Genomic DNA, 26,688 nt, shown 5'->3' on the forward strand with positions numbered 1-26,688 from the left:
TTTTCAGTGGCCTCGCGCTAAGCGCCGAGCCTTTTTTTGTTTATTTTTATCAAGTGATGCCGGACGTTTGCTCAGATGTTTCCATTGAGTTTGGCCGTCATCTGCATCGAGAGAAACAATTACGTCATCGACGCTTGGTTGGCTAAGGATAATTTCTGCTAAGTGCTCCTGCAAAGCATCAGCTTGGGTGACATTTAAATTTGGATCAACCTCAATTTTAGTTTCAACATGAAGAAATTCGCCTTCTTTAACAACTTCCAGTTCTTTAATGTCCCGAACGTCAGGATGTTCGCTTAATATGTGCGCGATGTGGTTGACCATTTGTTCGTCTGTTTCGCCAATGGCTCCACGGGCATTATCCAAAAAGACTTTCCCAACAACGTATAGCATCATAAAGCCGATGGCGATAGATGCCGCGCCTTCGACTTGCAGGAGGCCTATGAAATGCGCGATCAGCACGGCAGTCAAAGCCAATAGGCCACCTGCAGTAGCCACTAGATCTTCGAGAAACACCAATTTTGTTGCCGGCTTTGCTCGATCCAAATGCGTAAAACTAGTCGTCAGTGGAGCCATTGCGCCACCCTTCACACCAGCTTCATGCAAAATTTCTTTGCCGGCTTTATAAAGAACGAAGAATTCAAGAATAATTGCAATAGATAATACCACAACACTGATGATGAAACCTTCTGCTTGAACAGGTTGAGTTAGTTGGTGCCATCCTTCGATGGCCGTTTCATATGCCATGATTCCGACGATCAGTACCGCACCAAGGAGAACGATGTTCAACAGACGCCCAAAACCATTAGGGAATCGTTTAGTCGGTGCTTTCTTCGAGAGTGCTGAACCGATGAAAACAAAATATTGGTTGGCTGCATCGCCGATCGAGTGCATGGTTTCTGCAAACATGGCAACGTTCCCTGTAAGAGAGAATGCGACTCCTTTCATTATCGCGATAAATGTATTAATTATTGCTGCCGTCAAAGACGGTTTATTGCCATTTTTCAATAACCCAAAAAATTCCTTCATAAAAATTCCTCCTCGATCAAATCAGTTCAATTTCAACTTGCACAACTTTTTTCATATCTGATATTTCTTGGTACAAATCGATTGTGTCTTTCTCATGAGAAAAAGACATGCGAATCGATAGTACGTGGAGCGAAGCGGAACTCTCCTTATCTGGATGGGTTATGGAAATGCTCTCGATAACCGATCCGCCTATTTTTAACTCATCTAACACCTCCCGGATAGCCGCTCGATCAGCAACAATCACTTTTAAATTTGCTTCCACCATCTTCAAACGCTTTGGTCCGAACTTAAAGAGCAGGGGAGGCAGAGCTTCTATTCCAATTAGAACTAACAGAACTGCAGTCACTGCTTCAATATAGAAGCCGGCCGCAACTGCAATACCGATTCCGCCAGCGCCCCAGATCATGGCGGCAGTCGTTAATCCGGAAATAGAATCATTGCCGCGCTTTAAAATAACTCCAGCTCCCAAAAATCCGATACCTGAAACAATCTGTGCGGCGAGGCGCAGCGGATCCATCGTAATATTAACATTGTCATACTCGCTGCCTTGTGCAATATAAGCGGATTCAATCGAGATGATAGTTAACAGACAACTAAAAGTCGAAATGACCACGCTTGTCTTCAAACCGACTGGCTTTCTTTTTAGTTCCCTTTCTAGACCGATAACTAAACTCAAAAGAGCGGCTATAACAAGCTTGAAGAAAGTTTCATATGAAGAAATTTGCATTGCGCTGAAAAACTCCATAAGGAAAACCTCCATTTATTTATCTTGTATTGATTCCGCTTGGTGAAAGTGGCAAACTTATTATGTGCATTGTCGGTGATGTTGGAGAAGAAGAGGTGTTCGAATGGAAAAACCGGCTATCCACCCGTATATCCCTATTATAGTAGGAGTTTTCTCAGTAGCGTTGTCAGCCATCTTTGTAAAGATGACATCTGCTGATTCTGGAGTCACTGCTTTTTACCGTATGCTATTCTCCATAGCGATTATGAGTCCGGTCTTCTTTATAAAATATACCCATGAAATCAAAAAGCTAAGCAAAAGGGATTGGATCTTCACTACCGTTGCCGGAGTATTTTTAGCTTTCCACTTTATCTTATGGTTTGAATCGTTGAATTATACATCGGTGGCCAGTTCAACGGTGCTTGTAACTCTGCAGCCTTTATTCGCTTTTGCAGGTACATATTTTTTCTTTAATGAAAAGCTTTCTAAAAAAGCACTCATTGCTGGGGCTGTTGCAATATCGGGTAGTGTGTTAATCGGCTATGGAGATTTCAAAGTAAGTGGCAGTGCTTTGTATGGAGATCTGCTTGCTTTGATTGCCTGTGCATTAATAACGGCCTACTTGTTATTTGGGCAGGATGTCCGAAAGAGATTGTCATTAGTAACCTACACATTTGTGGTATATGGAGTCAGTACCATAACGTTATTCTTCTATATTTTATTCAAAGGAGAATCCTTCGGTCCGTATCCGGCATCTGAGTGGATGTGGTTTTTGTTATTGGCGCTCATTCCGAATTTGCTTGGGCATACTTTATTCAACTGGGCTTTGAAGTGGGTAAGCACTAATGTGATATCAATCGCAATACTTTTTGAACCGATAGGGGCTGCTGTATTAGCTTACTTTATACTTGGCGAGTATTTGAGTGTCTCTCAAATAGTAGGAGGAAGTATAGTGCTGGCAGGGATCGCATTGTTTGTTGCAGACTACCAAAAAATTAAAATACGATTTTTAAAATTAAAGGCTTGATTTTTTGCTTGTGGCGGTTTATATTTATATATGTCCTTAAAACAACTCGCGAAAATATTTTGAAATAGTATTGACAGTGAGTTTGAAGTAAGGTATATTAATCAAGTCGCCAATAAGCGCGGCAAACAAACTGAACCTTGAAAACTGAACAGCAAAACGTCAACGAAAGACGTCACGAGCACTTCGGTGCGAGAACGGCTTTTGCGAAGGTTGCCACCGGCAATTGGAGCAGAGTTGTTCATCTACTCGGTGTTCGTGACTACAACTTACTGATCAGCTTTGTGCAGATCAAGCCATCTTCGGATGGTGCCAGCAACAACTAGAGCAGTCAAATGTTCTCTATAATGGAGAGTTTGATCCTGGCTCAGGACGAACGCTGGCGGCGTGCCTAATACATGCAAGTCGAGCGGAACCAGAGGAGCTTGCTCCTTCTGGTTTAGCGGCGGACGGGTGAGTAACACGTGGGCAACCTGCCCTGCAGATCGGGATAACTCCGGGAAACCGGTGCTAATACCGAATAGTTTGTCGCCTCTCCTGAGGCGGCACGGAAAGACGGCATCTCGCTGTCACTGCAGGATGGGCCCGCGGCGCATTAGCTAGTTGGTGGGGTAATGGCCTACCAAGGCGACGATGCGTAGCCGACCTGAGAGGGTGATCGGCCACACTGGGACTGAGACACGGCCCAGACTCCTACGGGAGGCAGCAGTAGGGAATCTTCCGCAATGGACGAAAGTCTGACGGAGCAACGCCGCGTGAGTGACGAAGGTTTTCGGATCGTAAAACTCTGTTGTGAGGGAAGAACAAGTACCAACTAACTACTGGTACCTTGACGGTACCTCACCAGAAAGCCACGGCTAACTACGTGCCAGCAGCCGCGGTAATACGTAGGTGGCAAGCGTTGTCCGGAATTATTGGGCGTAAAGCGCGCGCAGGCGGTTCTTTAAGTCTGATGTGAAAGCCCACGGCTCAACCGTGGAGGGTCATTGGAAACTGGAGAACTTGAGTGCAGAAGAGGAAAGTGGAATTCCATGTGTAGCGGTGAAATGCGTAGAGATGTGGAGGAACACCAGTGGCGAAGGCGACTTTCTGGTCTGTAACTGACGCTGAGGCGCGAAAGCGTGGGGAGCAAACAGGATTAGATACCCTGGTAGTCCACGCCGTAAACGATGAGTGCTAAGTGTTAGGGGGTTTCCGCCCCTTAGTGCTGCAGCTAACGCATTAAGCACTCCGCCTGGGGAGTACGGCCGCAAGGCTGAAACTCAAAGGAATTGACGGGGGCCCGCACAAGCGGTGGAGCATGTGGTTTAATTCGAAGCAACGCGAAGAACCTTACCAGGTCTTGACATCCCGCTGCCCGGTGTAGAGATACGCCTTTCCCTTCGGGGACAGCGGTGACAGGTGGTGCATGGTTGTCGTCAGCTCGTGTCGTGAGATGTTGGGTTAAGTCCCGCAACGAGCGCAACCCTTGATCTTAGTTGCCAGCATTTAGTTGGGCACTCTAAGGTGACTGCCGGTGACAAACCGGAGGAAGGTGGGGATGACGTCAAATCATCATGCCCCTTATGACCTGGGCTACACACGTGCTACAATGGACGGTACAAAGGGCTGCAACCCCGCGAGGGCAAGCCAATCCCAGAAAACCGTTCTCAGTTCGGATTGCAGGCTGCAACTCGCCTGCATGAAGCCGGAATCGCTAGTAATCGTGGATCAGCATGCCACGGTGAATACGTTCCCGGGCCTTGTACACACCGCCCGTCACACCACGAGAGTTTGTAACACCCGAAGTCGGTGAGGTAACCCTTGTGGAGCCAGCCGCCGAAGGTGGGACGGATGATTGGGGTGAAGTCGTAACAAGGTAGCCGTATCGGAAGGTGCGGCTGGATCACCTCCTTTCTAAGGATAAATTCGGAACCGAGGTTTTCTCGGGGTTGACGTTTTGCGTTCAGTTTTGAAGGTTCACCTTCAGGCGGCAACGCCTTTTTTTGTGACTTTCAATCTTGTTCTTTGAAAACTGGATAAAACGACATTGAAACAAAAATGAAGCAATTCATGTACGTGTGGCACTTGGTGCCACAACTTTTTAATTAACCATTGGTTAAGTTAGAAAGGGCGCACGGTGGATGCCTTGGCACTAGGAGCCGAAGAAGGACGGCACTAACACCGATATGCTTCGGGGAGCTGTAAGTGAGCTGTGATCCGGAGATTTCCGAATGGGGGAACCCACTGCCTTTAATTGGGCAGTATCCATGTGTGAATTGATAGCACATGAGAAGGCAGACCCAGGGAACTGAAACATCTAAGTACCTGGAGGAAGAGAAAGCAAATGCGATTCCCTGAGTAGCGGCGAGCGAAACGGGATCAGCCCAAACCAAGAGGCTTGCCTCTTGGGGTTGTAGGACACTCTATACGGAGTTACAAAAGGCAGGATTAGGCGAAGCGACCTGGAACGGTCCGCCACAGCGGGTAATAGCCCCGTAGCCGAAAACCCTGCCCCTCCAGAGTGGATCCTGAGTACGGCGGAACACGTGAAATTCCGTCGGAATCCGGGAGGACCATCTCCCAAGGCTAAATACTTCCTAGTGACCGATAGTGAACCAGTACCGTGAGGGAAAGGTGAAAAGCACCCCGGAAGGGGAGTGAAATAGATCCTGAAACCGTGTGCCTACAAGTAGTCAAAGCCCGTTAATGGGTGATGGCGTGCCTTTTGTAGAATGAACCGGCGAGTTACGATTGCATGCAAGGTTAAGCTGAGAAGGCGGAGCCGCAGCGAAAGCGAGTCTGAATAGGGCGACAGAGTATGCAGTTGTAGACCCGAAACCAGGTGATCTACCCATGTCCAGGGTGAAGGTAAGGTAACACTTACTGGAGGCCCGAACCCACGCACGTTGAAAAGTGCGGGGATGAGGTGTGGGTAGCGGAGAAATTCCAATCGAACCTGGAGATAGCTGGTTCTCTCCGAAATAGCTTTAGGGCTAGCCTCAAGATAGAGAATCCTGGAGGTAGAGCACTGTTTGGACTAGGGGCCCATCCCGGGTTACCGAATTCAGACAAACTCCGAATGCCAGTGATTTATGCTTGGGAGTCAGACTGCGAGTGATAAGATCCGTAGTCAAGAGGGAAACAGCCCAGACCACCAGCTAAGGTCCCCAAATATCCGTTAAGTGGAAAAGGATGTGGCGTTGCTTAGACAACCAGGATGTTGGCTTAGAAGCAGCCATCATTTAAAGAGTGCGTAATAGCTCACTGGTCGAGTGACACTGCGCCGAAAATGTACCGGGGCTAAACGGATTACCGAAGCTGTGGATGGATCTCTTCGGAGATCCGTGGTAGGAGAGCGTTCTAAGGGCGTTGAAGTCAGACCGGAAGGACTGGTGGAGCGCTTAGAAGTGAGAATGCCGGTATGAGTAACGAAAGACGGGTGAGAATCCCGTCCACCGAATGCCTAAGGTTTCCTGAGGAAGGCTCGTCCGCTCAGGGTTAGTCGGGACCTAAGTCGAGGCCGATAGGCGTAGACGATGGACAACAGGTTGATATTCCTGTACCACCTCCCCGCCGTTTGAGCAATGGGGGGACGCAGAAGGATAAGGAGAGCGTGCCGTTGGTTGTGCACGTCCAAGCAGTGAGGCGTGGAATGAGGCAAATCCCATTCCTGATACGTTGAGCTGTGATGGCAAGAGGTTTACCTCAGAGTCCCTGATTTCACACTGCCAAGAAAAGCCTCTAGCGAGGCGGGAGGTGCCCGTACCGCAAACCGACACAGGTAGGCGAGAAGAGAATTCTAAGGTGAGCGAGTGAACTCTCGTTAAGGAACTCGGCAAAATGACCCCGTAACTTCGGGAGAAGGGGTGCTCTGGTAGGGTGAATAGCCCGAGAGAGCCGCAGTGAATAGGCCCAGGCGACTGTTTAGCAAAAACACAGGTCTCTGCAAAACCGTAAGGTGACGTATAGGGGCTGACGCCTGCCCGGTGCTGGAAGGTTAAGGGGAGTGCTTAGCGCAAGCGAAGGTGCGAACTGAAGCCCCAGTAAACGGCGGCCGTAACTATAACGGTCCTAAGGTAGCGAAATTCCTTGTCGGGTAAGTTCCGACCCGCACGAAAGGCGTAACGATCTGGGCACTGTCTCAACGAGAGACTCGGTGAAATTATAGTACCTGTGAAGATGCAGGTTACCCGCGACAGGACGGAAAGACCCCGTGGAGCTTTACTGTAGCCTGATATTGAATTTTGGTGCAACTTGTACAGGATAGGTAGGAGCCTTAGAGCCCGGAGCGCCAGCTTCGGAGGAGGCGTCGGTGGGATACTACCCTGGTTGTATTGAAATTCTAACCCACATCCCTGATCGGGATGGGAGACAGTGTCAGGCGGGCAGTTTGACTGGGGCGGTCGCCTCCTAAAGAGTAACGGAGGCGCCCAAAGGTTCCCTCAGAATGGTTGGAAATCATTCGCAGAGTGTAAAGGCAGAAGGGAGCTTGACTGCGAGACGTACAGGTCGAGCAGGGTCGAAAGACGGGCTTAGTGATCCGGTGGTTCCGCATGGAAGGGCCATCGCTCAACGGATAAAAGCTACCCCGGGGATAACAGGCTTATCTCCCCCAAGAGTCCACATCGACGGGGAGGTTTGGCACCTCGATGTCGGCTCATCGCATCCTGGGGCTGTAGTCGGTCCCAAGGGTTGGGCTGTTCGCCCATTAAAGCGGTACGCGAGCTGGGTTCAGAACGTCGTGAGACAGTTCGGTCCCTATCCGTCGCGGGCGCAGGAAATTTGAGAGGAGCTGTCCTTAGTACGAGAGGACCGGGATGGACACACCGCTGGTGTACCAGTTGTTCTGCCAAGGGCATCGCTGGGTAGCTATGTGTGGCCGGGATAAGTGCTGAAAGCATCTAAGCACGAAGCCCCCCTCAAGATGAGATTTCCCATTGCGCAAGCAAGTAAGATCCCTCAAAGACGATGAGGTAGATAGGTTCGAGGTGGAAGCGTGGCGACACGTGCAGCTGACGAATACTAATCGATCGAGGACTTAACCAAACAATGTATCATGAAGGAATTTCAATGGGTCAATGTCGTTTATCCAGTTTTGAAAGAATAAGGAAAAGTTTTTTTATGAAAAAGCTTGTAAAAACCTGTGAGATTGGTATAATCAATCTTGTCTTTCAAAACCAAATAGTCCAGTGATGATGGCAAAGAGGCCACACCCGTTCCCATCCCGAACACGGCAGTTAAGCTCTTTTGCGCTGATGGTAGTTGGGGGTTTCCCCCTGTGAGAGTAAGACGTCGCTGGGCAATACTTATCGGAGGATTAGCTCAGCTGGGAGAGCATCTGCCTTACAAGCAGAGGGTCGGCGGTTCGATCCCGTCATCCTCCACCATTTTTTCTTTCGCCGGAGTAGCTCAACTGGTAGAGCAACTGACTTGTAATCAGTAGGTTGAGGGTTCAAGTCCTTTCTCCGGCACCACTCATGTAAATGAGCCATTAGCTCAGCTGGTAGAGCATCTGACTTTTAATCAGAGGGTCGAAGGTTCGAATCCTTCATGGCTCACCATTTTAATTGAATCATTGCCACGCGGGTGTGGCGGAACTGGCAGACGCACTAGACTTAGGATCTAGCGCCTTCGGGCGTGGGGGTTCGACTCCCTTCACCCGCACCATTTTTGCGGAAGTAGTTCAGTGGTAGAACGCCACCTTGCCAAGGTGGAGGTCGCGAGTTCGAACCTCGTCTTCCGCTCCATATTTTTTTTGCACATTATACCGACCCTTAGCCGGGGTGGCGGAACTGGCAGACGCACAGGACTTAAAATCCTGCGGTAGGTGACTACCGTACCGGTTCGATTCCGGTCCTCGGCACCATTTATGCAAACCAGATGAATCCCTTATATGCGCCCGTAGCTCAATTGGATAGAGTACTTGACTACGAATCAAGCGGTTAGAGGTTCGAGTCCTCTCGGGCGCACCATATTTTTACACTCAGCAACTCAGTTCGGGAAGTAGCTCAGCTTGGTAGAGCACTTGGTTTGGGACCAAGGGGTCGCAGGTTCGAATCCTGTCTTCCCGACCAAACAATGGGGCCTTAGCTCAGCTGGGAGAGCGCCTGCCTTGCACGCAGGAGGTCAGCGGTTCGATCCCGCTAGGCTCCACCAACTTATCACATTAAAAATCTCGGCGGCGTAGCTCAGCTGGCTAGAGCGTACGGTTCATACCCGTGAGGTCGGGGGTTCGATCCCCTCTGCCGCCACTTTTTTAGGACCTTTAGCTCAGTTGGTTAGAGCAGACGGCTCATAACCGTCCGGTCGCAGGTTCGAGTCCTGCAAGGTCCACCATATGTATTTTATCACGGAGGAATACCCAAGTTTGGCTGAAGGGATCGGTCTTGAAAACCGACAGGGGAGTCAAATCCCGCGGGGGTTCGAATCCCTCTTCCTCCTCCATATTTTTAAAATGTGTGGACAATTATTAATGAAGCGTGTGCTAGAATTAATATCTATATTATTATCGCGGGGTGGAGCAGTTCGGTAGCTCGTTGGGCTCATAACCCAAAGGTCGCAGGTTCAAATCCTGCCCCCGCAACCAAATGGTCCCGTGGTGTAGCGGTTAACATGCCTGCCTGTCACGCAGGAGATCGCCGGTTCGATCCCGGTCGGGACCGCCATTTTTATTCAATACAGTGGGTCAGTAGCTCAGTCGGTAGAGCATTAGATTGAAGCTCTAAGTGTCGGCGGTTCGATTCCGTCCTGACCCACCACTTTTGCGGGTGTAGTTTAGTGGTAAAACCTCAGCCTTCCAAGCTGATGATGAGGGTTCGATTCCCTTCACCCGCTCCATATATATACACATATGGGCCTATAGCTCAGCTGGTTAGAGCGCACGCCTGATAAGCGTGAGGTCGATGGTTCGAGTCCATTTAGGCCCACCATTCCGAAGTAGCTCAGTGGTAGAGCACCGCACTGTTAATGCGATGGTCGTAGGTTCGAGTCCTACCTTCGGAGCCAAACTGGGGAAGTACTCAAGTGGCTGAAGAGGCGCCCCTGCTAAGGGTGTAGGTCGGGCAACCGGCGCGAGGGTTCAAATCCCTCCTTCTCCGCCAGTATTTGGCCCCTTGGTCAAGCGGTTAAGACACCGCCCTTTCACGGCGGTAACACGGGTTCGAATCCCGTAGGGGTCATCATCGATAAGAGTCATGCATTCAATTGCATGACTCTTTTTTTCGTTTTACCGGAAACGTAGCTGTGAACCATCATGCCTAACATCACCAATAGAAGGCCAATCAAAGATAAGTTGGATGGCAAGGCGATGGACAAGAAAAGAATTTCTCCAGACAAAGCAAATAAAACTTCCAACGATTGTATGGCTTCGACTGCACCTAATTTCTACATGTTTCCCCTGACTAAGTCCGTGGCTTTAAAGAAAACCACCGTAGCAATGACTCCGGAACTGATTGCTACAATAAAGGTTTGGTAGCTTTGCGAAGCAGTCGGACCACCGACAGCGATCAGTCCATAAAGCGATAACATTAGCCAAAAAGGCAAACTCGCTAATGTCATTCCTAAAACTCGTTGATATGCATCCAGTCTATCACCGCATGGATCCATCATTTTTCTATTGCCCAATGGATATGCAAAAGTAGCAATAATAACGGGAATAAAACAAAACCATAAAGTCGCAGAAGGAACGGCTGCTATATGTTCTACCTGCATCAGACATACCCCGGCTAATATGATAAAAGAAATCAGTAAGCCTTTCGAAGGGATTTTCCTTCGCATATAAACGTTGTCTTTATTACTATGTGCGGTAATTAAAAATAAGGGTGTAAGGAGAGTATCCGCAATAATAGTGATTTGCCATGTTCCTGCAATCAACGAGCTAGGAGAATAGGCAGCGGCAAAACACAAGGGAGCATAAAAAAAACGAATCCGATAAAACTCCATAACACCCAAGCTTCTTTATTTTTGCTCATCTCTTGTAGTAGGGGGCTTTAGATTTTTTCGGGAAAGAACGATCATCAGCAAAAAGGGCACCATAAAAATATAGCGAAGAGAGGCACTCCCAATCCAGCTTCCGCCAACTGTTTCCGTCGTAGCGTTCAGCAAAAAAGTAAAAGCAAAGAAAAAAGCTACGATAATACCGAAAATAATAGGTTTCACCTTATGTCCTCCTAAAACAAAAGCATATAAATTATTCATCCACTATAGCGCAAGTATTCAGTTCTTCAAAGTATTATTTGGATATAAAAAAAGGATTTCCATAGAAATCCCTTTTTAAGCATCTTATTATAGAAGGTAATCAATCAGCAATCCGATTCCAAGTAAAAACGCGACAAATGTATTTGTTTTACCGGTATCCTTCATCGCGGGCATCACTTTTAGCGGTGCCGTGAAGTGTTTGAAAATCTGGACGACTTTGATAGGTTTTAGCACGCTGAGGAATACCAGTAAAGCCCAAGGTGTCAGCGTCCCTGTGATCACTAAAATTACAATCCAAGCATAGGCTAGTATGAAGAACATCATTAGAATGTTTACTGCTGCGGGTCTTCTGACTAATATTGCAAGCGTATTACGGCCGCTCTCCTCGTCTCCGACAATATCGCGGATATTATTGGCCAACATAATTGCAGCTACCAGCAAAGTACTCGGTACAGCAAGTAAAGAAGCCTCCCATGTAACCATTCCAGTTTGAATGTAGAAGGCAATGATAACAATTAAATAGCCCATGACCACTCCGGAAAAGAGCTCACCGAAAGGAGTATAAGCAATGGGATAAGGTCCGCCAGTATAAAGATAGCCGATCATCATCGCTACTCCGCCAACAACCAAAAGCCACCAGCTGGTTTGTGAACAAATATAGATGCCGATGACCGCGGCGATCCCGTAGAACATTAGAGCTAACGCTAAAACGGTTTTCGGTTTGACTCCGTTCCGAACGATTGCGCCGCCGATGCCGACAGAATTTTCATTATCTAAGCCTCTAGCGAAATCATAATACTCGTTGAACATATTAGTAGCTGCCTGAATCAATAAACTTGCAACAAGCATAGCCAAGAATAAAATCCAGTCGATCGGGGAATGATTTAAAGCAATCATCGTTCCTAAGAAGACAGGAGCGAAGGATGCGGTTAAAGTATGGGGCCGGGTTAGTTGCCACCAGACGCGCCATCCGCTGTCTGCCTGTAGTGAATGTGTCATATCTATCTCTCCTTTAATTCTTTCCACTGTTCATTGTACTTCAAATATAGAAGGGAATACAGCAAATGATGTGCTGATTTTAGCAGAAAAGAGTATGATAGAAGGTAGATATTAAAAAGTAGAAAAGTAAGTGGAATAAACGAGACTCTTGTCTTAAAACGGAGGTAATCAGGTGAATTCAGAATCGTCTTCATCGACCCAAAAATCTACGGAAAGCCATTACGAAGGCTACCGTTTTTATACCGAAACAATCGAAGTCACTCGCATGTCAGCATTGGCATTCTTTGAAGCCGGGGGAGATGAATACTTAGGAAAACGCATGTACTGGCAGAATCGTGAAAAGACCTTCACGTTGGTTGGAATCGGACATGCCCATGTCCTTTCTACAAACAAAGCAACAGGGCGATTTAAGAAAATCAAGGATGACTGGAAGAACCTTTGCAAACAAATCGTCAATGAAGAAAGTTCTGTCCAGCCAGTCCTATTCGGAGGATTTTCGTTCGATCCCTTAAATAGCAAATCGAGTGAATGGACACGGTTTCCACAGGCTTATTTTGCGGTGCCAACTTTTCAGTTGGTTTTAAAAGGTGAGCAGGCTTTTGTCAGCATTCATTTAATTACGGAACAACAAGAGAGCTATGCAGAATTTGATGCGATGCGTAAAGAACGTGATAAACTGATCCATGCGGCACAGGTATCTGAAGTCGATAAATATGATAAACCACAGGCAACTGGCCGCATAGAACTAAGAAAAGAAGAGTACCTGGATTCCATTCAGCAGGTTACCGATATTATTAAAGCCAAAAAAGTGGAAAAAGTCGTTATTGCACGGACGCTGAAGTTGGAATTTGAACACAAATTTTCGCCTTCTTCTGCGTTGTATCAGGTTTCCAATGAACAGCCTGAAAGTTTCTTGTTCGGTTTGGAAGCGGAAGAGCAATTCTTCTTTGGAGCAACTCCTGAAAGGTTGGTAAAAGTAGAAGACCAAAAAGCACTCTCGACATGTTTAGCAGGTTCCACTCCGCGCGGCAAGACGGTTGAGAAGGATACCGAACTTGGCGAAGCCTTGCTGAAAGATCCGAAAAATCGGGCTGAGCATCAATTTGTGGTCAAGATGATCAGCGATGTATTTGAAGCGAATTGCAGCCGGATGGTCGTACCTAAATTGCCAAAATTAATGAAGATCAGGGACATTCAGCATTTGTATACACCGGTTGAAGGCGAGTTAAAACCAGGCGCAACCTTATTTGATTTGGTGGAGGTTCTTCATCCGACACCGGCGCTTGGCGGAGAGCCGAAATTGAAGGCGCTGCAGATGATCCGCGAGCACGAAGCGATGAACCGTGGCTATTATGCAGCTCCAATTGGCTGGATTGATGCTAAAGGTGATGGCGAATTTGCTGTTTCGATAAGGTCGGCTTTGTTGGATGGCGAAAGAGCTTATTTATATGCGGGCGGTGGAATTGTAGCAGATTCCACGCCGCAATCAGAGTATGACGAGACATGGGTTAAATTCAGACCGATGCTTCGGGCATTGGGAGGTCAATTGAGTGACGAGTCGTAAAGCGTTAACAGAATATGTATCTGCATTTACCCATTCGCTGGTCGGGCTTGGAGTGTTGGATGCTGTAATCAGTCCGGGATCCCGTTCCACACCGCTCGCCTATGCCTGTATGATGCAGGAAGGCTTGACAGTATACCGGCAAATCGATGAACGTTCAGCGGCTTATTTTGCGCTGGGCATGGCGAAAGCGTCTGGCAGACCCGTGATGCTGTTGTGCACGTCTGGAACTGCAGCGGCTAATTATTTCCCAGCGATTGTCGAAGCGTATTATGCGCGCGTGCCTTTAATTGTCGTGACGGCAGACCGGCCGCATGAGTTGCGGGAAGTTGGAGCGCCGCAAGCGATCAACCAAGTCAATTTGTTCGGAACGCATGTCAAATGGGCGACGGATTTGCCGATGCCGGAAACAGATAACCAATTGGCGTTCTTGTCTCGCCATCTGCATCGTTCTGTCCAGAGTGCAAGCAGCGAACCGAAAGGCCCGGTACATGTCAATGTTCCATTCCGTGAACCACTGCGCATCGATTTTGAACAGACTTACGAAAGTGGTGGGGAAATCGCCCATTTTGGTGGAGACATGTCTTTATCTCCTGAAAGCCGTGAATTTTTTCAGAGGCTGATGAAAAAGAAAAAGGGCCTGTTGATTGTCGGAGAAATGACAAAACCGATGCCGCCTGAGTTCTGGGACTTTATCAATAAGCTTAATTGGCCGGTTCTTGCGGATCCTTTGTCGAATCTGAGGGGCAATATGCCTTCTGAAGCAAAAGATCTAATTATCGATTCGTATGATGCCTTATTAAAAAATGAAGCATTCAAGGAAGAGGTAGTGCCTGAAGCGGTTATCCGGGTCGGACCTCAGCCGGTTTCAAAACCGTTGACTTTGTTCCTAGCTGCAGCGAAACCGGAAGTCTATGTTGTGTTCGATGAAAGTCCGATGTTACGGGACGCGCAGTCAGTTGCTACGCATCATATTCAGGCTTCGGCAAACGGCTTATGGCAGTTGCCTTTGGAGATGAAAAAAAAGAACCCTTATCAGGAAAAATGGACGGTTGCTTCAGCCTTATACTGGGAAGTTGTTAGCCGCCACTGCCAGGAGGAGCTAGATGAAGGCATCTTAGCAAAAATATTTTTTGATCGATTAGATGCCTGCGATTTAATCGTCGGTAGCAGTATGCCGATTCGTGATGTTGATACCTTCTTTAAATCGACTGAGCGGGATGTCATGATTTATGCCAACCGCGGTGCAAACGGCATTGACGGTGTTGTGTCAACAGCATTTGGTGTCCAGGCGGCAAAACAACGGCCGGCCTACTTATTTATCGGCGACTTATCGTTCTTGCATGATATGAACGGTCTGATTGCGTCCAAAATGCAGGCAACGGATTTGACGATTGTTATCATGAATAATGATGGCGGCGGTATTTTCTCTTATCTCCCCCAGTCTCAAGAAGAGCGTTATTTTGAGGATTTGTTCGGTACACCGACGGGTTTAACTTTCGGCGACGTAGCGAAAATGTATGATACGCAATATGTAGCTGTGGAAACGGTAGAACAATTGGCAGAAGCGTTGGATCAGCCGAAAGACAAAGCTGTGAAAATCATTGAAGTGTTCACAGATCGTCAGAAGAATGTCATAACGCACCGAAAATTATGGACCCGCTTTGGCGAGGAGCTAGCTAAGCAATGAAGCTCGATATTAACGGAGTCCACTATCATGTTGAAATGACTAATAGAGACATGCAGGAAGCGGTTGTCTTTCTGCATGGCTTTACGGGCAGTACTAAGAGCTGGCAGCCGATTACAAAATCGTGGAATGAGTTTAAAGTCGTCTTGATTGATTTGATTGGTCATGGTGAAACCGATTGTCCAGAAATGATTGATTCTTATTCAATGGAACGGCAGCTGGAAGATTTGGATGCATTGTTCAGTCAGTTGAATTTGGCTTGTTTAACGCTTGTGGGCTATTCGATGGGCGGACGGACAGCACTGGCTTATGCCTGCAGATTTCCAGAGCGAATCAAAAGACTCGTGCTGGAAAGTGCTTCTCCTGGACTTCGGTCTGACGCAGAGCGGCAGGAACGTCGGATGCGTGACGAGAGGCTGGCAGAACGGATTATTGCTGGAGGAATAGTAAATTTTGTTGATCGTTGGGAAAACATTTCTTTGTTTGACAGCCAAAAATCTCTGCCGTATGCGGTCAAACGATCTATTCGTGAAGAGCGGCTGTCTCAAAATCCAACAGGACTTGCAAACAGCCTGCGAGGTATGGGAACTGGTGCGCAAATATCTTACTGGAATAAGTTAGCGAAGCTGGAAATCCCAGTTTTATTGGTGACAGGACAGTTGGATTTGAAGTTTGAGTCGATTGCTGAGGAGATGGCTGGGCTGATGCCAAATGCTATTCATAAAACTATCGATGCGGGACATGCGATACATGTGGAAAAACCTGCTGAATTTGCTACAATAGTAAGAGAGTATTTAAGCTTGACCTACTAAGGAGGAAAAACATGACACGCAAGTGGATTACAGAACGTACATATGAAGATATCAAGTATGAAATTTTTGACGGCATTGCTAAAATTACCATTAATCGTCCGGAAGTGCGTAACGCATTCCGTCCGAAAACGGTTCACGAATTGATCGATGCATTTTCTCGTGCACGCGATAATGCCCAAGTAGGCGTTATTGTTTTAACTGGAGAAGGCGAAAAAGCTTTCTGTTCAGGTGGAGACCAATCCGTACGCGGACATGGTGGCTATGTTGGAGAAGACGAGATTCCACGTTTGAACGTGTTAGATCTTCAGCGCTTGATCCGTGTGATTCCAAAACCGGTTGTCGCCATGGTAGCAGGCTACGCAATTGGCGGCGGGCACGTTTTGCACGTTGTGTGTGACTTGACAATTGCAGCAGATAACGCACGATTCGGTCAAACAGGCCCACGCGTTGGTTCGTTTGACGCGGGGTACGGTTCTGGTTACTTGGCACGCATTATTGGTCACAAGAAAGCACGCGAAATTTGGTACCTATGCCGTCAATACGATGCACAGGAAGCACTAGACATGGGCTTAGTGAATACGGTCGTGCCTCTTGATCAGCTAGAAGATGAAACAGTTCAATGGTGTCAGGAAATGCTCGAAATGAGTCCGACTGCACTTCGTTTTGTGAAAGCGGCTATGAATGCTGATACGGATGGCCTTGCTGGATTGCAGCAAATGGCCGGAGACGCAACTTTGTTGTATTACACAACAGACGAAGCAAAAGAAGGTCGCGATGCGTTTAAAGAAAAACGCAAACCGGACTTTGGTCAATTCCCACGTTTCCCATGATTACTCGAATAATTGAAAGCTGTCCTCTCAGGGGACAGCTTTTTTTAAAGAAAGGATTTTTTAGATGACCTATCCAAACTGGTTGAGCCAGCGGAGTTATTTGAGCGGCGACCGAATGGCTTTATCATTCCAAGAACAGCAATGGAGCTTTTCAGAAATCAACGACTTAGCGCTTGCTTATGCAGGTAAACTGACTGCACTTGGAATAAAGGCAGAGTCGCGTGTGGCAATTCTGTCCAAGTCGAATCCTCAGTTTGTCTTTGTCATGTATGGTTGCCTTCATCTTGGCTGTGAAATGGTTATGCTCAATGAACGTCTAGCAACTGGCGAGTTAGCCTATCAAATTGATGATGCTCAAGTAGATTCTATTTTAGTAGACGATGTGCTAAAGGAAAAAATCGTATCTTCAAAAGTTATCTTGTTTAGTAAATTGGACGATACAATGCCGGTTCGTTGCGAACCAGAAAAGCAGTGGCAGAAAGATCAGACGCTATCGATTATGTACACATCTGGCACTACGGGACATCCTAAAGGTGTACGGCAGACAGCGGAAAATCATTTTTCCAGTGCCATTTCTTCTGCACTGAATATCGGCATTGCTCCTGAAGATATATGGCTTTGTTCAGTGCCGCTATTTCATATTAGTGGATTTTCGATTTTGATGAGATCGCTGATTTATGGCATGGGTGTGCGTTTGTATGAAAAATTCGATGCTAAAAGCAGTGCAGAAGAAATCCATAATGGAACCGTGACACATATGTCGCTCGTCGGTGTCATGCTTGAACGTGTTCTTAGCGAAATGGAAAAAGCTTCGGTGCAGGCGTCACCCCGTTTCAAAGCGGTGCTTGCAGGAGGTGGTCCGGTTCCAGTCGCTTATATGGAGCGCGCCGCCGCATGTGGAATTCCGGTTTTGCAAACATATGGCATGACAGAAACTTCTTCGCAGACCACTACGTTGCAGTCGGCTGACGCAACACGAAAAATTGGTTCTGCCGGTAAGCCGTTATTTTTATATCAAGTGATAATAGACAAAGCAGAAAATCCGGGGGATAAAGGCGAAATTCTTATCCAAGGTCCTCAAGTGACACCGGGTTATATCGGCAAATTTGCAGAGCGGAATGTCCAAAAAGACGGCTGGCTCCATACTGGAGATATCGGTTATTTGGACGGTGAAGGTTTTTTATTCGTAGTAGATCGCCGTTCGGACCTGATTGTTTCTGGCGGAGAAAATATTTACCCAGCTGAAATTGAGAAAGTATTGATGACCCATCCAGCTGTTCGTGAAGTGGGTGTCTGCGGTGCAGCGAGTGAAGAATGGGGCGAGGTTCCCGTGGCATTCGTGGTGCTGAGCAAAGAAACAACGGTAGCTGAATTGCTGGTTTATTGCTGCGAACAGCTGGCTGCCTATAAAGTGCCGAAGCGGCTGTCAGTTGTCGAGGCGCTGCCGCGCAACGCTTCGAACAAGCTGCTAAGAAGAGAGCTGAGAGCATGGCTGTAATAATTGAGGGTATTCATTTGGAAACAGTCCGCCAACCGCTAAAAACACCGTTTAATACGGTTTTACAGCAAGTTACAGAGCGGGAAGTGATTGTGGTTGCAGTTACTGGTGATTCGAGAGACGTCGGATACGGGGAATGTGTTGCATTTGAAACGCCTTGGTATAATGAAGAGACTATCTCGAGCTGCCGTTTTGTGTTGGAGCAAGTTTTAATGCCAGTGCTGACGAATAAAACCATCGAGCATCCACAAGAAGTTTGGGAGTTGTTCAAAGTTGTCAAAGGCAACCGCATGGCCAAAGCAGCTATTGAAATGGCAGTTTGGGATTTGTTCGCTAAGCAGCAAGAAGAGCCGTTATGGAAATTTGTAGGAGGTACTCAGCAATCAATTCCAGCAGGTGTCGTGGTGGCCGCAGATCCTTCAAAGATTAAAGAGCAAGTAGCACAGGCGGCTAAAGCTGGTTACCAACGTATCAAAATAAAGATTCATCCTGATTCAGAGCCGTCTTTCTTAAAGACAGTGGTCTACGCTTATCCAGAACTGCAGTTTTTTGCGGATGCCAATGGAAGCTTTTCTGGACATCGTTTAGACCGGTTAAAGGAATTTGATGAGGTCGGCTTTACGTTAATTGAACAGCCTTTTGGTGAACGACAATGGGACTTGCATACACAAGCGAAAAAACAGCTGAAAACTAAGATCTGTTTGGACGAAAGTATTTGTAGTGCGGAGGATGTTCAACAAATGATCGACCTAGAAGCAGGCGACATTATTGTTTTGAAAATGAGTCGTCTCGGTGGTTGGACGGAAACCTTGAAGGTTATTGACCTGTGCAAAGCGAATACGATTGGCATGTGGGTCGGTGGCATGATTGAATTTGGTGTTTCTAAAGCACATAATTTGGCTTTAGCGTCATTACCGGGAATTAATTATCCAGGTGATTTTTCAGCCTCCGCTCATTTCTGGGAAAAGGATATTATTGAACCAGAGATTTCAGTAGAAAACGGCAAAATTTTTTTGAGCGAACGACCTGGAATTGGCTATAAGGTGGTTTGAAACGATTTGGAATCCAGCTTTTTTGTGAAAAACTTCAATTAATGAAGCAAGAATATTACTAACTATTAAAATGAAGTAGTTGTTTTCGACAGAAAAAAAGTATAAAATAATGAATAATAATTAATTAAAACGAATAAATATGAAATTTTTATTCACTTCGATCACTTCAGAAATTACTCGGATAAAAGCCTGAAAGAGCAGCCGATTTGGTTTTCAATCTATTATGTAGATGCACTGGCACTTGGCTTCTGTTTGCATAAATCAATAGGATACAGTAGGTGAGGGGATGGACCGATGTTTTTAAATCGGATCAGTTTAGTAAAAGAGCATGTACAAGATTTTAAGTAATTTCCATTTACCGTGCCTTCGATAAACAGTTGGGAGCAATTGGATCTGAGCAATGCAATCACGTTTTTTGTCGGAGAAAATGGTTCGGGCAAGTCTACACTGCTTGAAGGGATAGCGGATAAATGTGAATTCAATACGGCCGGTGGCGGACGCAATAATACCTATGAAGTACATGCGGCTGAATCTGTGCTTGGCGACTATATCCGGCTTTCATGGATGCCGAAAGTGACGAGTGGGTTCTGTATGCGGGCAGAATCGTTTTATCATTTTGCCTCTCATTTAGAAGAAGTGGACGGAGATGGATTTCAGTCTTATGGCAGGTGTTCTTTACACGAACAATCGCATGAGGAATCGTTCTTGTCCTTGTTTTTGAACTGCTTTAATGACCGTGCCCTGTATTTGCTGGATGAGTCGGAAGCGGCACTGTCTCCACAGCGTCAATTGACATTTCTCCGAATTTTAAAGGATTTAACGGAACAAGAGAGTGGCCAATTTATTATCGCGACTCATTCGCCGATTCTGCTCGGCTTTCCAGAAGCCCCAATTTTAAGTTTTGATGGGGACTCTATCGAAGAAATCGATTATGAAATGACAGACCATTACCGGATCACTAAATATTTCCTTAATCATCGGGAAAAATTTTTGAAAGAAATACTGGAAGATTGACTGTATAATGACAATAAAGAGAAGTTTTTATTGTGACTGAAAAAAAGGTGGGGTGGCATGTGAGGAATTCCGAGAAGGCGGTCATAAAGAATTTTGCTGTTGGGTTGCCGGAAAAAATGACATATGGAGACGGCAAGGAAATGGAATCAGCTATTCGAAAGCAGCAGGTAGAGGAAGCATTTTTAACCAAAGATGGTTTCCACGGGGATGGCGTTGCAGATCTGAAGCATCACGGAGGACCCGAACGTGCCGTCTGTGTTTATCCATACGAACATTATGATTACTGGAACAACTATTTTGAGACCCAATTACCCGCTACTGCCTTCGGAGAAAACTTGACGGTGACGAATATGCTAGAGCGGAACATTTGTATCGGTGATATTTTTCAAATTGGCGAAGCGGTAATCCAGGTGACACAAGGGAGAGTTCCCTGCAACACGATCGACAGAAGGCTCGACATGAAGCCGTTATTGAAAGAAATGGTGAAAACTGGGTATACCGGATATCTTTGTCGGGTATTAGAAGAAGGCACGATCAGAGCTGATTCCGTCATTCGCCCAGTAGCGAAAGATCCTCAGCAAGTATCCGTTCTGTATGCCAATGAAATTAATTTCCACCGTCCGAAAGATATCGATGGAATTGTCAAAGTGCTTGGAGCAGAAGATCTGGCGGATGAATGGCGACAGTTTTTAACCAAGCGATTAACCAAATTGACAGCCAGCAGTTAGCAGGTAGGTCTTCTTTTCAAATAGAAAAAAGCACTGTTGCGAAATTTCGCAGCAGTGCTTTTTATCATGCTTTTGTTATTGAAGAATCGTTTCAAGTACTTGCAGATTTTTTTCCATCAACGTGAAGTAAGTTTCTTCATTGTCGATGTTTTCCTGTGTCAGAACGCCGAGATTGTGCATTTCAATTGCTTCGGCACCCACTTCTTTTTGGATGACCTCAGTCAGGTTGGAAGAAACGTTTTGTTCAAAGACGATATACTGTATATCCTTTTCTTTTGCCTGATCAACAATTTCGGTCAATTCTTTTTGTGAAGGTTCGTCTTGGCTGTTCAATCCTGCGATTGCGACTTGCTCAAAGCCATATGGCTCTGACAGATAGTTGAAAGCCGCATGTGAAACAAAGAAAGTATCTTTGGTGACGCGTTCAGACAAAGCATCGAACGAACGGTCCAAGGTTTCCAGCTCTACAACCAATTCCGTGAAATTGCTTTCGTAAGTTTCTGCATTTTCCGGATCTGCTTCCGTCAACGAGTTCTTAATCGATTCCGCCAACTTTTCGCTCAGTACCGGCGACATCCACACATGTGGATCAGTCGAACCGTGGTCATGGCTATCGTGGCCCCCAGCTTCTTCGTCATGAACTTCTTCGCCGTGGGCTTCTTCGCCATGAGCTTCTTCGCCATGAGCTTCTTCGCCATGAGCTTCCTCTTCATGGGCTTCTTCTTTTTCATGCCCTAATGCCGCTTCCAGTTCTTCGTCTGAAATCTGATCGGCAGTAGCAATAAATTCGACATTTTCATCCTGCAGGGTCTTTTTGGCGCTGTCAATAAAGCCTTCCAGGCCCAGACCGATGGAGAACATTAGGTCAGCGTCTGCCAGCTGGATCATTTCCTGCTGCGTTGGTTCAAAGGTGTGTTCGTTTGAACCGGCAGGATAGATCGACTGCACGTCAACCAAATCACCAGCGATGCGTTCAGTGAAATAAGTCAGTGGATAAACCGTCGTGAAGACCTGCAGCTTGTCCGGATCTTCGTCGACACTTTGTGCTTCTTCGCTAGTTTCTCCACAAGCGGCCAGTAGTAAAATTAAAGATACCAATACTAAAATCTTTTTCATGTTATACCTCCAAAATGTAATGATTACGTTTTAATGACTATTAAAATACTACAGGATGATCTTAAAAAACACAAGAAAAACCACCAATTATTTTTTTGGTGGCCATTCTTCTGGAACAAAATCGATTCCGCCTTTATGGAAAGGGTGGCAGCTTAGAATACGTTTGGCTGCCAGATATCCGCCTTTCAGCGCGCCGTGCTTTTCTACAGCTTCGATGCCATAATGAGAACATGTTGGATAGAAACGGCAACTTGGCGCCGATAAAGGGGATATGAACCGCTGATAAAAGCGGAACATTCGCAGTAAAACAGTCTTCATGATTGTTCAGCTCTTTTCGTATGAATACTTGGTATGTTTATTGTAAGGGGCTTAGAGGTATAGATAAAGTATAAGAACTTATCAAACTAATTGGAGAGTGATTGGAAATGTCAAACGAATTAAACCACGAACTAAATGTGCAAGTGGCGACATGGTCGGTTGCCTATACGAAATTACATAATTTTCATTGGTATGTAAAAGGACCTTCGTTTTTTACATTACATGTGAAATTTGAGGAATTGTACAATGAGGCCACTCTTCACATGGACGAAATTGCTGAGCGTTTACTAGCACTAGGCGGTAAACCGGTCGCTACTATGAAAGAACAGCTCGAACTGTCAGTGATTGAAGAAGCTAGTAGCAAGGAATCGGCAGAAGACATGGTCGATACTGTAGTCAGTGATTACGATGAAATCATGAAATCCTTGAAAAAAGGCATGGAACTGGCTGCCGCAGACGGCGATGACATGACAGAAGATATGTTGAATGCCGTTCACCAGAATTTAGAAAAACATTCTTGGATGTTATCAGCATTCCTTGGTGAAAAGAAGTAAAATAGAATTATACAAGCGTACACTTATTTTTAGTGTACGCTTTTCTTATGGCATCGAGGTGGAAGAATGCAGTATCGGGATTTGAACGGCTATCCATGTGAACTATCATTCGAAAAAAATAATTTTTCTTACGAAAGCAGGCATGTTCTGGTAATCTGCCGCTACAACGGAAAATGGGTGCTGACGAGGCATAACGAGCGGGGCCTGGAGTTTCCAGGTGGCAAAGTAGAAACTGGTGAAAGTTTACAAGCTGCTGCAAAGCGGGAAGTGTATGAGGAAACTGGTGCCTGTGTAAATAGCCTCGAATGGTTCGCTGAATACATGGTTTATTCAACAAAACCGTTTTGCAAAACCGTTTTTGTTGGAGCGGTGGAAAAGGTGAACAAGATTCCGCTTCTTGAGACGCAAGGAATTATACTGGTGGAAGAGTTAGAGCCGGGCGGTGAGTTTAGTTTCCTAATGAAAGACGCAGGAATGAGGACAATAATAGAGAAGGTGAAACAACTTGAAAAATGGGACGATTAGATCGAAAAAACGCTATCCTTCACCCAATCCCCATGTCCGTTTAACGGAAATCGTTTATTGGTCAGAAGGTTTAAAGGTCAAAGGGATGCTTGCGGAACCGAAAGAGCCAGGAACTTATAGCGGCATCTTGTACTTGAGGGGAGGTATCCAGTCGATTGGCATGGTGCGCCCTGCCCGGATTGCCCAATTTGCTGCGCAGGGCTTTGTAGTGTTTGCGCCTTATTACAGAGGCAACCGAGGCGGAGAAGGTCGAGACGAGTTTGCCGGAGCTGATCGCTGGGATGCCGTCTATGCAGTCGATGTATTAAAGAAATTCAGCAACGGAAAGGTGCACCTGCTGGCATTTTCAAGAGGCGGCATCATGGCCTTGTGGACCGCAATTCTGCGTCCGGATATTACGTCACTTGTCACTTGGGCTGGAGTTACAGATACGGTATTGACCTACAAAGAACGTCCGGATATGCGACGCATGATGAAGCGTCTCTATGGGGGCACACCGAATACAGCACTGACCGAGTACGAAGAACGCAATCCGTTATTGCGAATCGAAGAAAACCATGTGCCGATGCTGATTATCCATGGTCTACAGGACGAAAATGTGTCCGCTGAACAGGCCTATTTACTAGAAGAGGCATTAAAGCTTAACGACCAGAAGCATGAAACCTGGTACTTTCCAAATTATACGCATTTCTTCCCGCCAGCAGCCAACCGAAAAACAGTTAAAGCGGTTTGTAAGTGGATGAGAGATACAGAGGCATAACGAGGTATCGAAAAGTGACAGTTCTATTTTTCATCTAGAACACAAAAGCCCGTTCGGAGTAAAATCCGAACGGGCTTTTGTAAACTCTTTATTTTTGAACAGGACCGCCTAACACACTGATTTCAGGTGCAACAGTACCGAACTTCTTGAAGTTTTCTTGGAATTCTTGCGACAATTCCGTTGCTTTTTGGTCGTATGCATCTTTATCCGACCATGCATTGCGTGGGTTTAATACTTCACTTGGCACTCCAGGAACTTCAGTTGGAATTTCAAAGTCGAAGATGGCTTCTTGTTCAGTAGCAACATTGTTCAAGTTGCCTTTGATTGCAGCGCGAACCATCTTGCGTGTGTAAGAAAGCTTCATACGGCTTCCAACGCCATATACTCCGCCTGTCCACCCTGTGTTAACAAGGAAAACTTGAACACCATGCTCATCGATTTTTTTGCCAAGCATTTCTGCGTACACCGTTGCGTGTAATGGCAAGAAAGGTGAACCAAAGCAAGTTGAGAATGTAGCTTCAGGTATTGTGATTCCGCGTTCTGTACCAGCTAATTTCGAAGTGTAACCACTTAGGAAATGGTACATAGCTTGTTCTTTTGTTAATTTACTGATTGGAGGTAATACGCCAAATGCATCAGCTGTTAAGAAGACAATTGTTTTTGGGTGCCCTGCTACTGAAGGGTCCACGATATTGTCGATGGCTTGCATTGCGTAAGCTGCACGAGTGTTTTCAGTTAATGATCCATCATTGTAGTCGGGAATACGTGTATCAGGATCTACAACAACGTTTTCAAGAACCGAGCCAAAACGAATCGCGTCGTAAATTTGTGGTTCGTTTTCACGGGACAGGTTGATGGTTTTTGCATAGCATCCGCCTTCAATATTGAAGACGCCGTTATCGGACCAGCCGTGCTCGTCATCGCCGATTAGCTTGCGGTCTCCGTCAGCCGACAAAGTCGTTTTGCCTGTACCGGACAAGCCGAAGAACAAAGTCACATCGCCGTCCTGGCCAACGTTTGCTGAACAGTGCATCGGAAGAATACCTCGTTCCGGCAATAGGTAGTTCATAATAGAAAAAATTGATTTCTTCATTTCGCCAGCGTACTCAGTTCCGCCGATCAAAATAATGCGTTGTTCCATCGATGCGATAATGAATGTTTCTGAAGCTGTACCATCAACTGCGGGGTCTGCCATGAAAGTAGGGGCATAAACCACAGTAAATTCAGCTTCATGTGCTGCCAATTCCTCAGCCGAAGGACGGATGAACAATTGATGAGCAAACAAGTTATGCCATGCGTATTCATTGATTGTTTGGATCGGCACACGTGATTCGTGGTCTGCTCCTGCAAATCCTTTGAAAACGAAAAGTGCATCTTTTTCTTTTAAATGCTTGATGACTTTGGCGTACAGTTTTTCAAACACTTCGCTGGAAATCGGACGGTTCACATTGCCCCAGTCGACTTTGTTTTTAGAGCTTTCTTCTTCGACCATGTATTTGTCTTTCGGTGAGCGGCCAGTGTATTTTCCTGTTTCCGCTTTTACAGCGCCTTCCCGAGTCAATACCGCTTCCCCGCGGGATGTTGCTGCTTCCACTAGTTGTGGCACTGATAATTGAACATGTACATTTTGGCCAGTTAAAAGATCCTTTAAATCGTTTGCAAAGTTCACTGAAGTCATATATATGTACCTTCCTTTTCTGTTATTCCCATGACGATGGGGAGGATGTATATTCGTTCATTAGTATAACACATTAGGTTTATTAGTCTATACTAATCCACTTCGGAAATCAAAATTATTGAATTGCACCTCTACATGAGGTTGCAAAATCCGGACAAACAGACCATATAAGGGTCATTCAAAATCTTTTTTAGTCGGCTTCCTACACCATCTGACAGCGGTCACCCAAAAAAATTCTCAAAAAAAACTAAAAGAAATAATTTTGTTTGCCAAAAACATTGACATTTTTATGCTACTTCCGTATGATGAAAAATTGAACGGATACTCTTATTCCGAGCTGGTGGAGGGGACAGGCCCTATGAAACCCGGCAACCTGCTGCAACTGCAGTGATGGTGCCCAACCTGAAGCAAGGCGCACAGGCCTTGGATGATAAGAGTGAAAGGTGCTTAAGATGATTTTCCTTTCCTCATGATGAATGAGTGAAAGGATTTTTTTATGTCTATAAGAACATACATTTGTGAGTTTGAGCGAGGCTAGGGAAGCGGCATATTTTGGTCTAGACCCCAGCACCCAGATTCTCGGGATCATAAGCCACTCTGGCTG

General features: G+C 46.1%; 17 protein-coding genes, 20 tRNA genes, 3 rRNA genes, 2 pseudogenes and 1 riboswitch. Of the genes and pseudogenes, 35 read left to right on the forward strand and 7 right to left on the reverse strand.

All coding sequences use genetic code 11. The features are described 5' to 3' along the window. Nucleotides 1-3: 3 nt before the first annotated feature. Nucleotides 4-1,026, reverse strand: a complete 1,023-nt coding sequence (locus BBH88_RS06350) for a cation diffusion facilitator family transporter (protein ID WP_006828548.1) — start codon at nucleotides 1,024-1,026, stop codon at nucleotides 4-6. Between the two features lie 16 nt (nucleotides 1,027-1,042). Continuing rightward, nucleotides 1,043-1,771: an MgtC/SapB family protein gene (locus BBH88_RS06355; RefSeq protein ID WP_006828549.1), complete on the reverse strand. Its 729-nt coding sequence runs from the start codon at nucleotides 1,769-1,771 to the stop codon at nucleotides 1,043-1,045. Nucleotides 1,772-1,874: 103 nt separating this feature from the next. Between BBH88_RS06355 and BBH88_RS06360 the strand changes: the two genes are divergently transcribed. The 24 genes from BBH88_RS06360 to BBH88_RS06475 all read left to right on the forward strand — a co-directional run bounded on the left by BBH88_RS06360 (nucleotide 1,875) and on the right by BBH88_RS06475 (nucleotide 9,934). Beyond that, nucleotides 1,875-2,777: a DMT family transporter gene (locus tag BBH88_RS06360; protein ID WP_006828550.1), complete on the forward strand. Its 903-nt coding sequence runs from the start codon at nucleotides 1,875-1,877 to the stop codon at nucleotides 2,775-2,777. Nucleotides 2,778-3,118: 341 nt separating this feature from the next. Beyond that, nucleotides 3,119-4,670 (forward strand): 16S ribosomal RNA (locus tag BBH88_RS06365). A gap of 200 nt (nucleotides 4,671-4,870) precedes the next feature. Further along, nucleotides 4,871-7,802: ribosomal RNA gene (locus BBH88_RS06370) — 23S ribosomal RNA — on the forward strand. A gap of 139 nt (nucleotides 7,803-7,941) precedes the next feature. Next, nucleotides 7,942-8,057, forward strand: a 5S ribosomal RNA gene (gene rrf, locus BBH88_RS06375). Together the 16S, 23S and 5S rRNA genes with 20 tRNA genes alongside form the textbook arrangement of a ribosomal RNA operon. 10 nt (nucleotides 8,058-8,067) lie before the next feature. Beyond that, a tRNA-Val gene (locus BBH88_RS06380) sits at nucleotides 8,068-8,143 on the forward strand. Between the two features lie 11 nt (nucleotides 8,144-8,154). After that, nucleotides 8,155-8,230: transfer RNA gene (locus BBH88_RS06385), tRNA-Thr, on the forward strand. Nucleotides 8,231-8,241: 11 nt separating this feature from the next. After that, nucleotides 8,242-8,317, forward strand: a tRNA-Lys gene (locus BBH88_RS06390). A 21-nt stretch (nucleotides 8,318-8,338) separates the two neighbouring features. After that, a tRNA-Leu gene (locus BBH88_RS06395) sits at nucleotides 8,339-8,423 on the forward strand. Between the two features lie 5 nt (nucleotides 8,424-8,428). Further along, nucleotides 8,429-8,503, forward strand: a tRNA-Gly gene (locus BBH88_RS06400). 30 nt (nucleotides 8,504-8,533) lie between these two features. Continuing rightward, nucleotides 8,534-8,622 (forward strand) — tRNA-Leu (locus tag BBH88_RS06405). Nucleotides 8,623-8,651: 29 nt separating this feature from the next. Beyond that, a tRNA-Arg gene (locus tag BBH88_RS06410) sits at nucleotides 8,652-8,728 on the forward strand. A gap of 25 nt (nucleotides 8,729-8,753) precedes the next feature. Beyond that, nucleotides 8,754-8,830: transfer RNA gene (locus BBH88_RS06415), tRNA-Pro, on the forward strand. A gap of 6 nt (nucleotides 8,831-8,836) precedes the next feature. Beyond that, nucleotides 8,837-8,912: transfer RNA gene (locus BBH88_RS06420), tRNA-Ala, on the forward strand. A gap of 21 nt (nucleotides 8,913-8,933) precedes the next feature. Next, a tRNA-Met gene (locus BBH88_RS06425) sits at nucleotides 8,934-9,007 on the forward strand. An 8-nt stretch (nucleotides 9,008-9,015) separates the two neighbouring features. Continuing rightward, nucleotides 9,016-9,092, forward strand: a tRNA-Ile gene (locus BBH88_RS06430). Nucleotides 9,093-9,107: 15 nt separating this feature from the next. Next, a tRNA-Ser gene (locus BBH88_RS06435) sits at nucleotides 9,108-9,200 on the forward strand. A 65-nt stretch (nucleotides 9,201-9,265) separates the two neighbouring features. Further along, nucleotides 9,266-9,342 (forward strand) — tRNA-Met (locus BBH88_RS06440). A 3-nt stretch (nucleotides 9,343-9,345) separates the two neighbouring features. After that, a tRNA-Asp gene (locus BBH88_RS06445) sits at nucleotides 9,346-9,421 on the forward strand. Nucleotides 9,422-9,438: 17 nt separating this feature from the next. Then, nucleotides 9,439-9,514, forward strand: a tRNA-Phe gene (locus tag BBH88_RS06450). Between the two features lie 5 nt (nucleotides 9,515-9,519). Further along, nucleotides 9,520-9,593 (forward strand) — tRNA-Gly (locus BBH88_RS06455). Nucleotides 9,594-9,608: 15 nt separating this feature from the next. Beyond that, nucleotides 9,609-9,685: transfer RNA gene (locus BBH88_RS06460), tRNA-Ile, on the forward strand. A gap of 1 nt (nucleotide 9,686) precedes the next feature. Beyond that, nucleotides 9,687-9,761: transfer RNA gene (locus BBH88_RS06465), tRNA-Asn, on the forward strand. A gap of 4 nt (nucleotides 9,762-9,765) precedes the next feature. Then, nucleotides 9,766-9,856 (forward strand) — tRNA-Ser (locus BBH88_RS06470). A 6-nt stretch (nucleotides 9,857-9,862) separates the two neighbouring features. Then, nucleotides 9,863-9,934: transfer RNA gene (locus BBH88_RS06475), tRNA-Glu, on the forward strand. Nucleotides 9,935-9,947: 13 nt separating this feature from the next. Here BBH88_RS06475 and BBH88_RS06480 read toward each other — a convergent pair. Together BBH88_RS06480 and BBH88_RS06485 are read right to left on the reverse strand one after the other, a co-directional pair. Next, nucleotides 9,948-10,913 (reverse strand): annotated as a pseudogene (locus tag BBH88_RS06480) (DMT family transporter). A 126-nt stretch (nucleotides 10,914-11,039) separates the two neighbouring features. Further along, nucleotides 11,040-11,951, reverse strand: a complete 912-nt coding sequence (locus BBH88_RS06485) for a 1,4-dihydroxy-2-naphthoate polyprenyltransferase (protein ID WP_006831221.1) — start codon at nucleotides 11,949-11,951, stop codon at nucleotides 11,040-11,042. Nucleotides 11,952-12,123: 172 nt separating this feature from the next. On the opposite strand from BBH88_RS06485, the gene BBH88_RS06490 reads away from it, so the two are divergent. The 8 genes and pseudogenes from BBH88_RS06490 to BBH88_RS06525 all read left to right on the forward strand — a co-directional run bounded on the left by BBH88_RS06490 (nucleotide 12,124) and on the right by BBH88_RS06525 (nucleotide 21,133). After that, complete coding sequence (locus BBH88_RS06490) at nucleotides 12,124-13,515, forward strand: isochorismate synthase (RefSeq protein WP_006831222.1); 1,392 nt, start codon at nucleotides 12,124-12,126, stop codon at nucleotides 13,513-13,515. After that, nucleotides 13,502-15,202 carry a 2-succinyl-5-enolpyruvyl-6-hydroxy-3-cyclohexene-1-carboxylic-acid synthase gene (gene menD / locus BBH88_RS06495; protein ID WP_006831223.1) on the forward strand — a complete coding sequence of 567 codons (1,701 nt, stop codon included), beginning with the start codon at nucleotides 13,502-13,504 and terminating at the stop codon, nucleotides 15,200-15,202. Before BBH88_RS06490 ends, menD begins: the two co-directional genes overlap by 14 nt. Next, nucleotides 15,199-16,011: a 2-succinyl-6-hydroxy-2,4-cyclohexadiene-1-carboxylate synthase gene (gene menH, locus BBH88_RS06500; protein ID WP_065537094.1), complete on the forward strand. Its 813-nt coding sequence runs from the start codon at nucleotides 15,199-15,201 to the stop codon at nucleotides 16,009-16,011. Before menD ends, menH begins: the two co-directional genes overlap by 4 nt. Before the next feature lie 11 nt (nucleotides 16,012-16,022). After that, on the forward strand, nucleotides 16,023-16,841 hold the full coding sequence (gene menB / locus BBH88_RS06505) for a 1,4-dihydroxy-2-naphthoyl-CoA synthase (RefSeq protein ID WP_006831225.1): 819 nt from the start codon (nucleotides 16,023-16,025) through the stop codon (nucleotides 16,839-16,841). Nucleotides 16,842-16,905: 64 nt separating this feature from the next. Further along, the gene (locus BBH88_RS06510) at nucleotides 16,906-18,339 is read left to right on the forward strand and encodes an o-succinylbenzoate--CoA ligase (protein ID WP_006831226.1); all 1,434 of its coding nucleotides are present in this window, start codon (nucleotides 16,906-16,908) and stop codon (nucleotides 18,337-18,339) included. Continuing rightward, complete coding sequence (gene menC / locus BBH88_RS06515; RefSeq protein ID WP_065537093.1) at nucleotides 18,330-19,391, forward strand: o-succinylbenzoate synthase; 1,062 nt, start codon at nucleotides 18,330-18,332, stop codon at nucleotides 19,389-19,391. Before BBH88_RS06510 ends, menC begins: the two co-directional genes overlap by 10 nt. A gap of 294 nt (nucleotides 19,392-19,685) precedes the next feature. Then, nucleotides 19,686-20,405 (forward strand): annotated as a pseudogene (locus tag BBH88_RS06520) (AAA family ATPase). 59 nt (nucleotides 20,406-20,464) lie between these two features. Continuing rightward, on the forward strand, nucleotides 20,465-21,133 hold the full coding sequence (locus BBH88_RS06525; RefSeq protein ID WP_006831229.1) for an MOSC domain-containing protein: 669 nt from the start codon (nucleotides 20,465-20,467) through the stop codon (nucleotides 21,131-21,133). A 75-nt stretch (nucleotides 21,134-21,208) separates the two neighbouring features. On the opposite strand, the gene BBH88_RS06530 is transcribed toward BBH88_RS06525, so the two are convergent. Together BBH88_RS06530 and yidD are read right to left on the reverse strand one after the other, a co-directional pair. Further along, the gene (locus BBH88_RS06530; protein ID WP_065537092.1) at nucleotides 21,209-22,249 is read right to left on the reverse strand and encodes a metal ABC transporter solute-binding protein, Zn/Mn family; all 1,041 of its coding nucleotides are present in this window, start codon (nucleotides 22,247-22,249) and stop codon (nucleotides 21,209-21,211) included. Between the two features lie 87 nt (nucleotides 22,250-22,336). Continuing rightward, a complete protein-coding gene (gene yidD, locus BBH88_RS06535) occupies nucleotides 22,337-22,567 on the reverse strand; it encodes a membrane protein insertion efficiency factor YidD (protein WP_006831231.1) in 231 nt (76 codons plus the stop codon). A 107-nt stretch (nucleotides 22,568-22,674) separates the two neighbouring features. Here yidD and BBH88_RS06540 point away from each other — a divergent pair, with 107 nt between their 5' ends. The 3 genes from BBH88_RS06540 to BBH88_RS06550 all read left to right on the forward strand — a co-directional run bounded on the left by BBH88_RS06540 (nucleotide 22,675) and on the right by BBH88_RS06550 (nucleotide 24,406). Beyond that, a complete protein-coding gene (locus tag BBH88_RS06540) occupies nucleotides 22,675-23,121 on the forward strand; it encodes a Dps family protein (RefSeq protein ID WP_006831232.1) in 447 nt (148 codons plus the stop codon). Nucleotides 23,122-23,187: 66 nt separating this feature from the next. After that, the gene (gene ytkD, locus BBH88_RS06545; RefSeq protein WP_006831233.1) at nucleotides 23,188-23,646 is read left to right on the forward strand and encodes an RNA deprotection pyrophosphohydrolase; all 459 of its coding nucleotides are present in this window, start codon (nucleotides 23,188-23,190) and stop codon (nucleotides 23,644-23,646) included. Beyond that, nucleotides 23,627-24,406, forward strand: coding sequence for an alpha/beta hydrolase family protein (locus BBH88_RS06550; protein ID WP_006831234.1), 780 nt, complete (start codon nucleotides 23,627-23,629; stop codon nucleotides 24,404-24,406). The genes ytkD and BBH88_RS06550 overlap by 20 nt, the downstream gene beginning before the upstream one ends. Before the next feature lie 88 nt (nucleotides 24,407-24,494). Here the strand turns inward: BBH88_RS06550 and pckA are convergent, their stop codons facing one another. After that, the gene (pckA, locus tag BBH88_RS06555; RefSeq protein WP_006831235.1) at nucleotides 24,495-26,084 is read right to left on the reverse strand and encodes a phosphoenolpyruvate carboxykinase (ATP); all 1,590 of its coding nucleotides are present in this window, start codon (nucleotides 26,082-26,084) and stop codon (nucleotides 24,495-24,497) included. A 324-nt stretch (nucleotides 26,085-26,408) separates the two neighbouring features. Beyond that, a riboswitch (SAM riboswitch) is annotated at nucleotides 26,409-26,521 on the forward strand. The last annotated feature ends 167 nt before the right edge of the window (nucleotides 26,522-26,688 follow it).

The sequence above is a fragment of the Planococcus antarcticus DSM 14505 genome, from assembly GCF_001687565.2.
Taxonomy (GTDB): domain Bacteria; phylum Bacillota; class Bacilli; order Bacillales_A; family Planococcaceae; genus Planococcus; species Planococcus antarcticus.

What these genes read in the sequence shown, in the direction of transcription:
- ytkD (WP_006831233.1), top strand. Translation starts at nt 23,188, where the DNA reads ATGCAGTATCGGGATTTGAACGGCTATCCATGTGAACTATCATTCGAA.
- menB (WP_006831225.1), top strand. Translation starts at nt 16,023, where the DNA reads ATGACACGCAAGTGGATTACAGAACGTACATATGAAGATATCAAGTAT.
- BBH88_RS06360 (WP_006828550.1), top strand. Translation starts at nt 1,875, where the DNA reads ATGGAAAAACCGGCTATCCACCCGTATATCCCTATTATAGTAGGAGTT.
- BBH88_RS06510 (WP_006831226.1), top strand. Translation starts at nt 16,906, where the DNA reads ATGACCTATCCAAACTGGTTGAGCCAGCGGAGTTATTTGAGCGGCGAC.
- BBH88_RS06350 (WP_006828548.1), bottom strand. Translation starts at nt 1,026, where the DNA reads ATGAAGGAATTTTTTGGGTTATTGAAAAATGGCAATAAACCGTCTTTG.
- BBH88_RS06530 (WP_065537092.1), bottom strand. Translation starts at nt 22,249, where the DNA reads ATGAAAAAGATTTTAGTATTGGTATCTTTAATTTTACTACTGGCCGCT.
- menH (WP_065537094.1), top strand. Translation starts at nt 15,199, where the DNA reads ATGAAGCTCGATATTAACGGAGTCCACTATCATGTTGAAATGACTAAT.
- pckA (WP_006831235.1), bottom strand. Translation starts at nt 26,084, where the DNA reads ATGACTTCAGTGAACTTTGCAAACGATTTAAAGGATCTTTTAACTGGC.
- BBH88_RS06485 (WP_006831221.1), bottom strand. Translation starts at nt 11,951, where the DNA reads ATGACACATTCACTACAGGCAGACAGCGGATGGCGCGTCTGGTGGCAA.
- BBH88_RS06540 (WP_006831232.1), top strand. Translation starts at nt 22,675, where the DNA reads ATGTCAAACGAATTAAACCACGAACTAAATGTGCAAGTGGCGACATGG.
- BBH88_RS06355 (WP_006828549.1), bottom strand. Translation starts at nt 1,771, where the DNA reads ATGGAGTTTTTCAGCGCAATGCAAATTTCTTCATATGAAACTTTCTTC.
- menC (WP_065537093.1), top strand. Translation starts at nt 18,330, where the DNA reads ATGGCTGTAATAATTGAGGGTATTCATTTGGAAACAGTCCGCCAACCG.
- yidD (WP_006831231.1), bottom strand. Translation starts at nt 22,567, where the DNA reads ATGAAGACTGTTTTACTGCGAATGTTCCGCTTTTATCAGCGGTTCATA.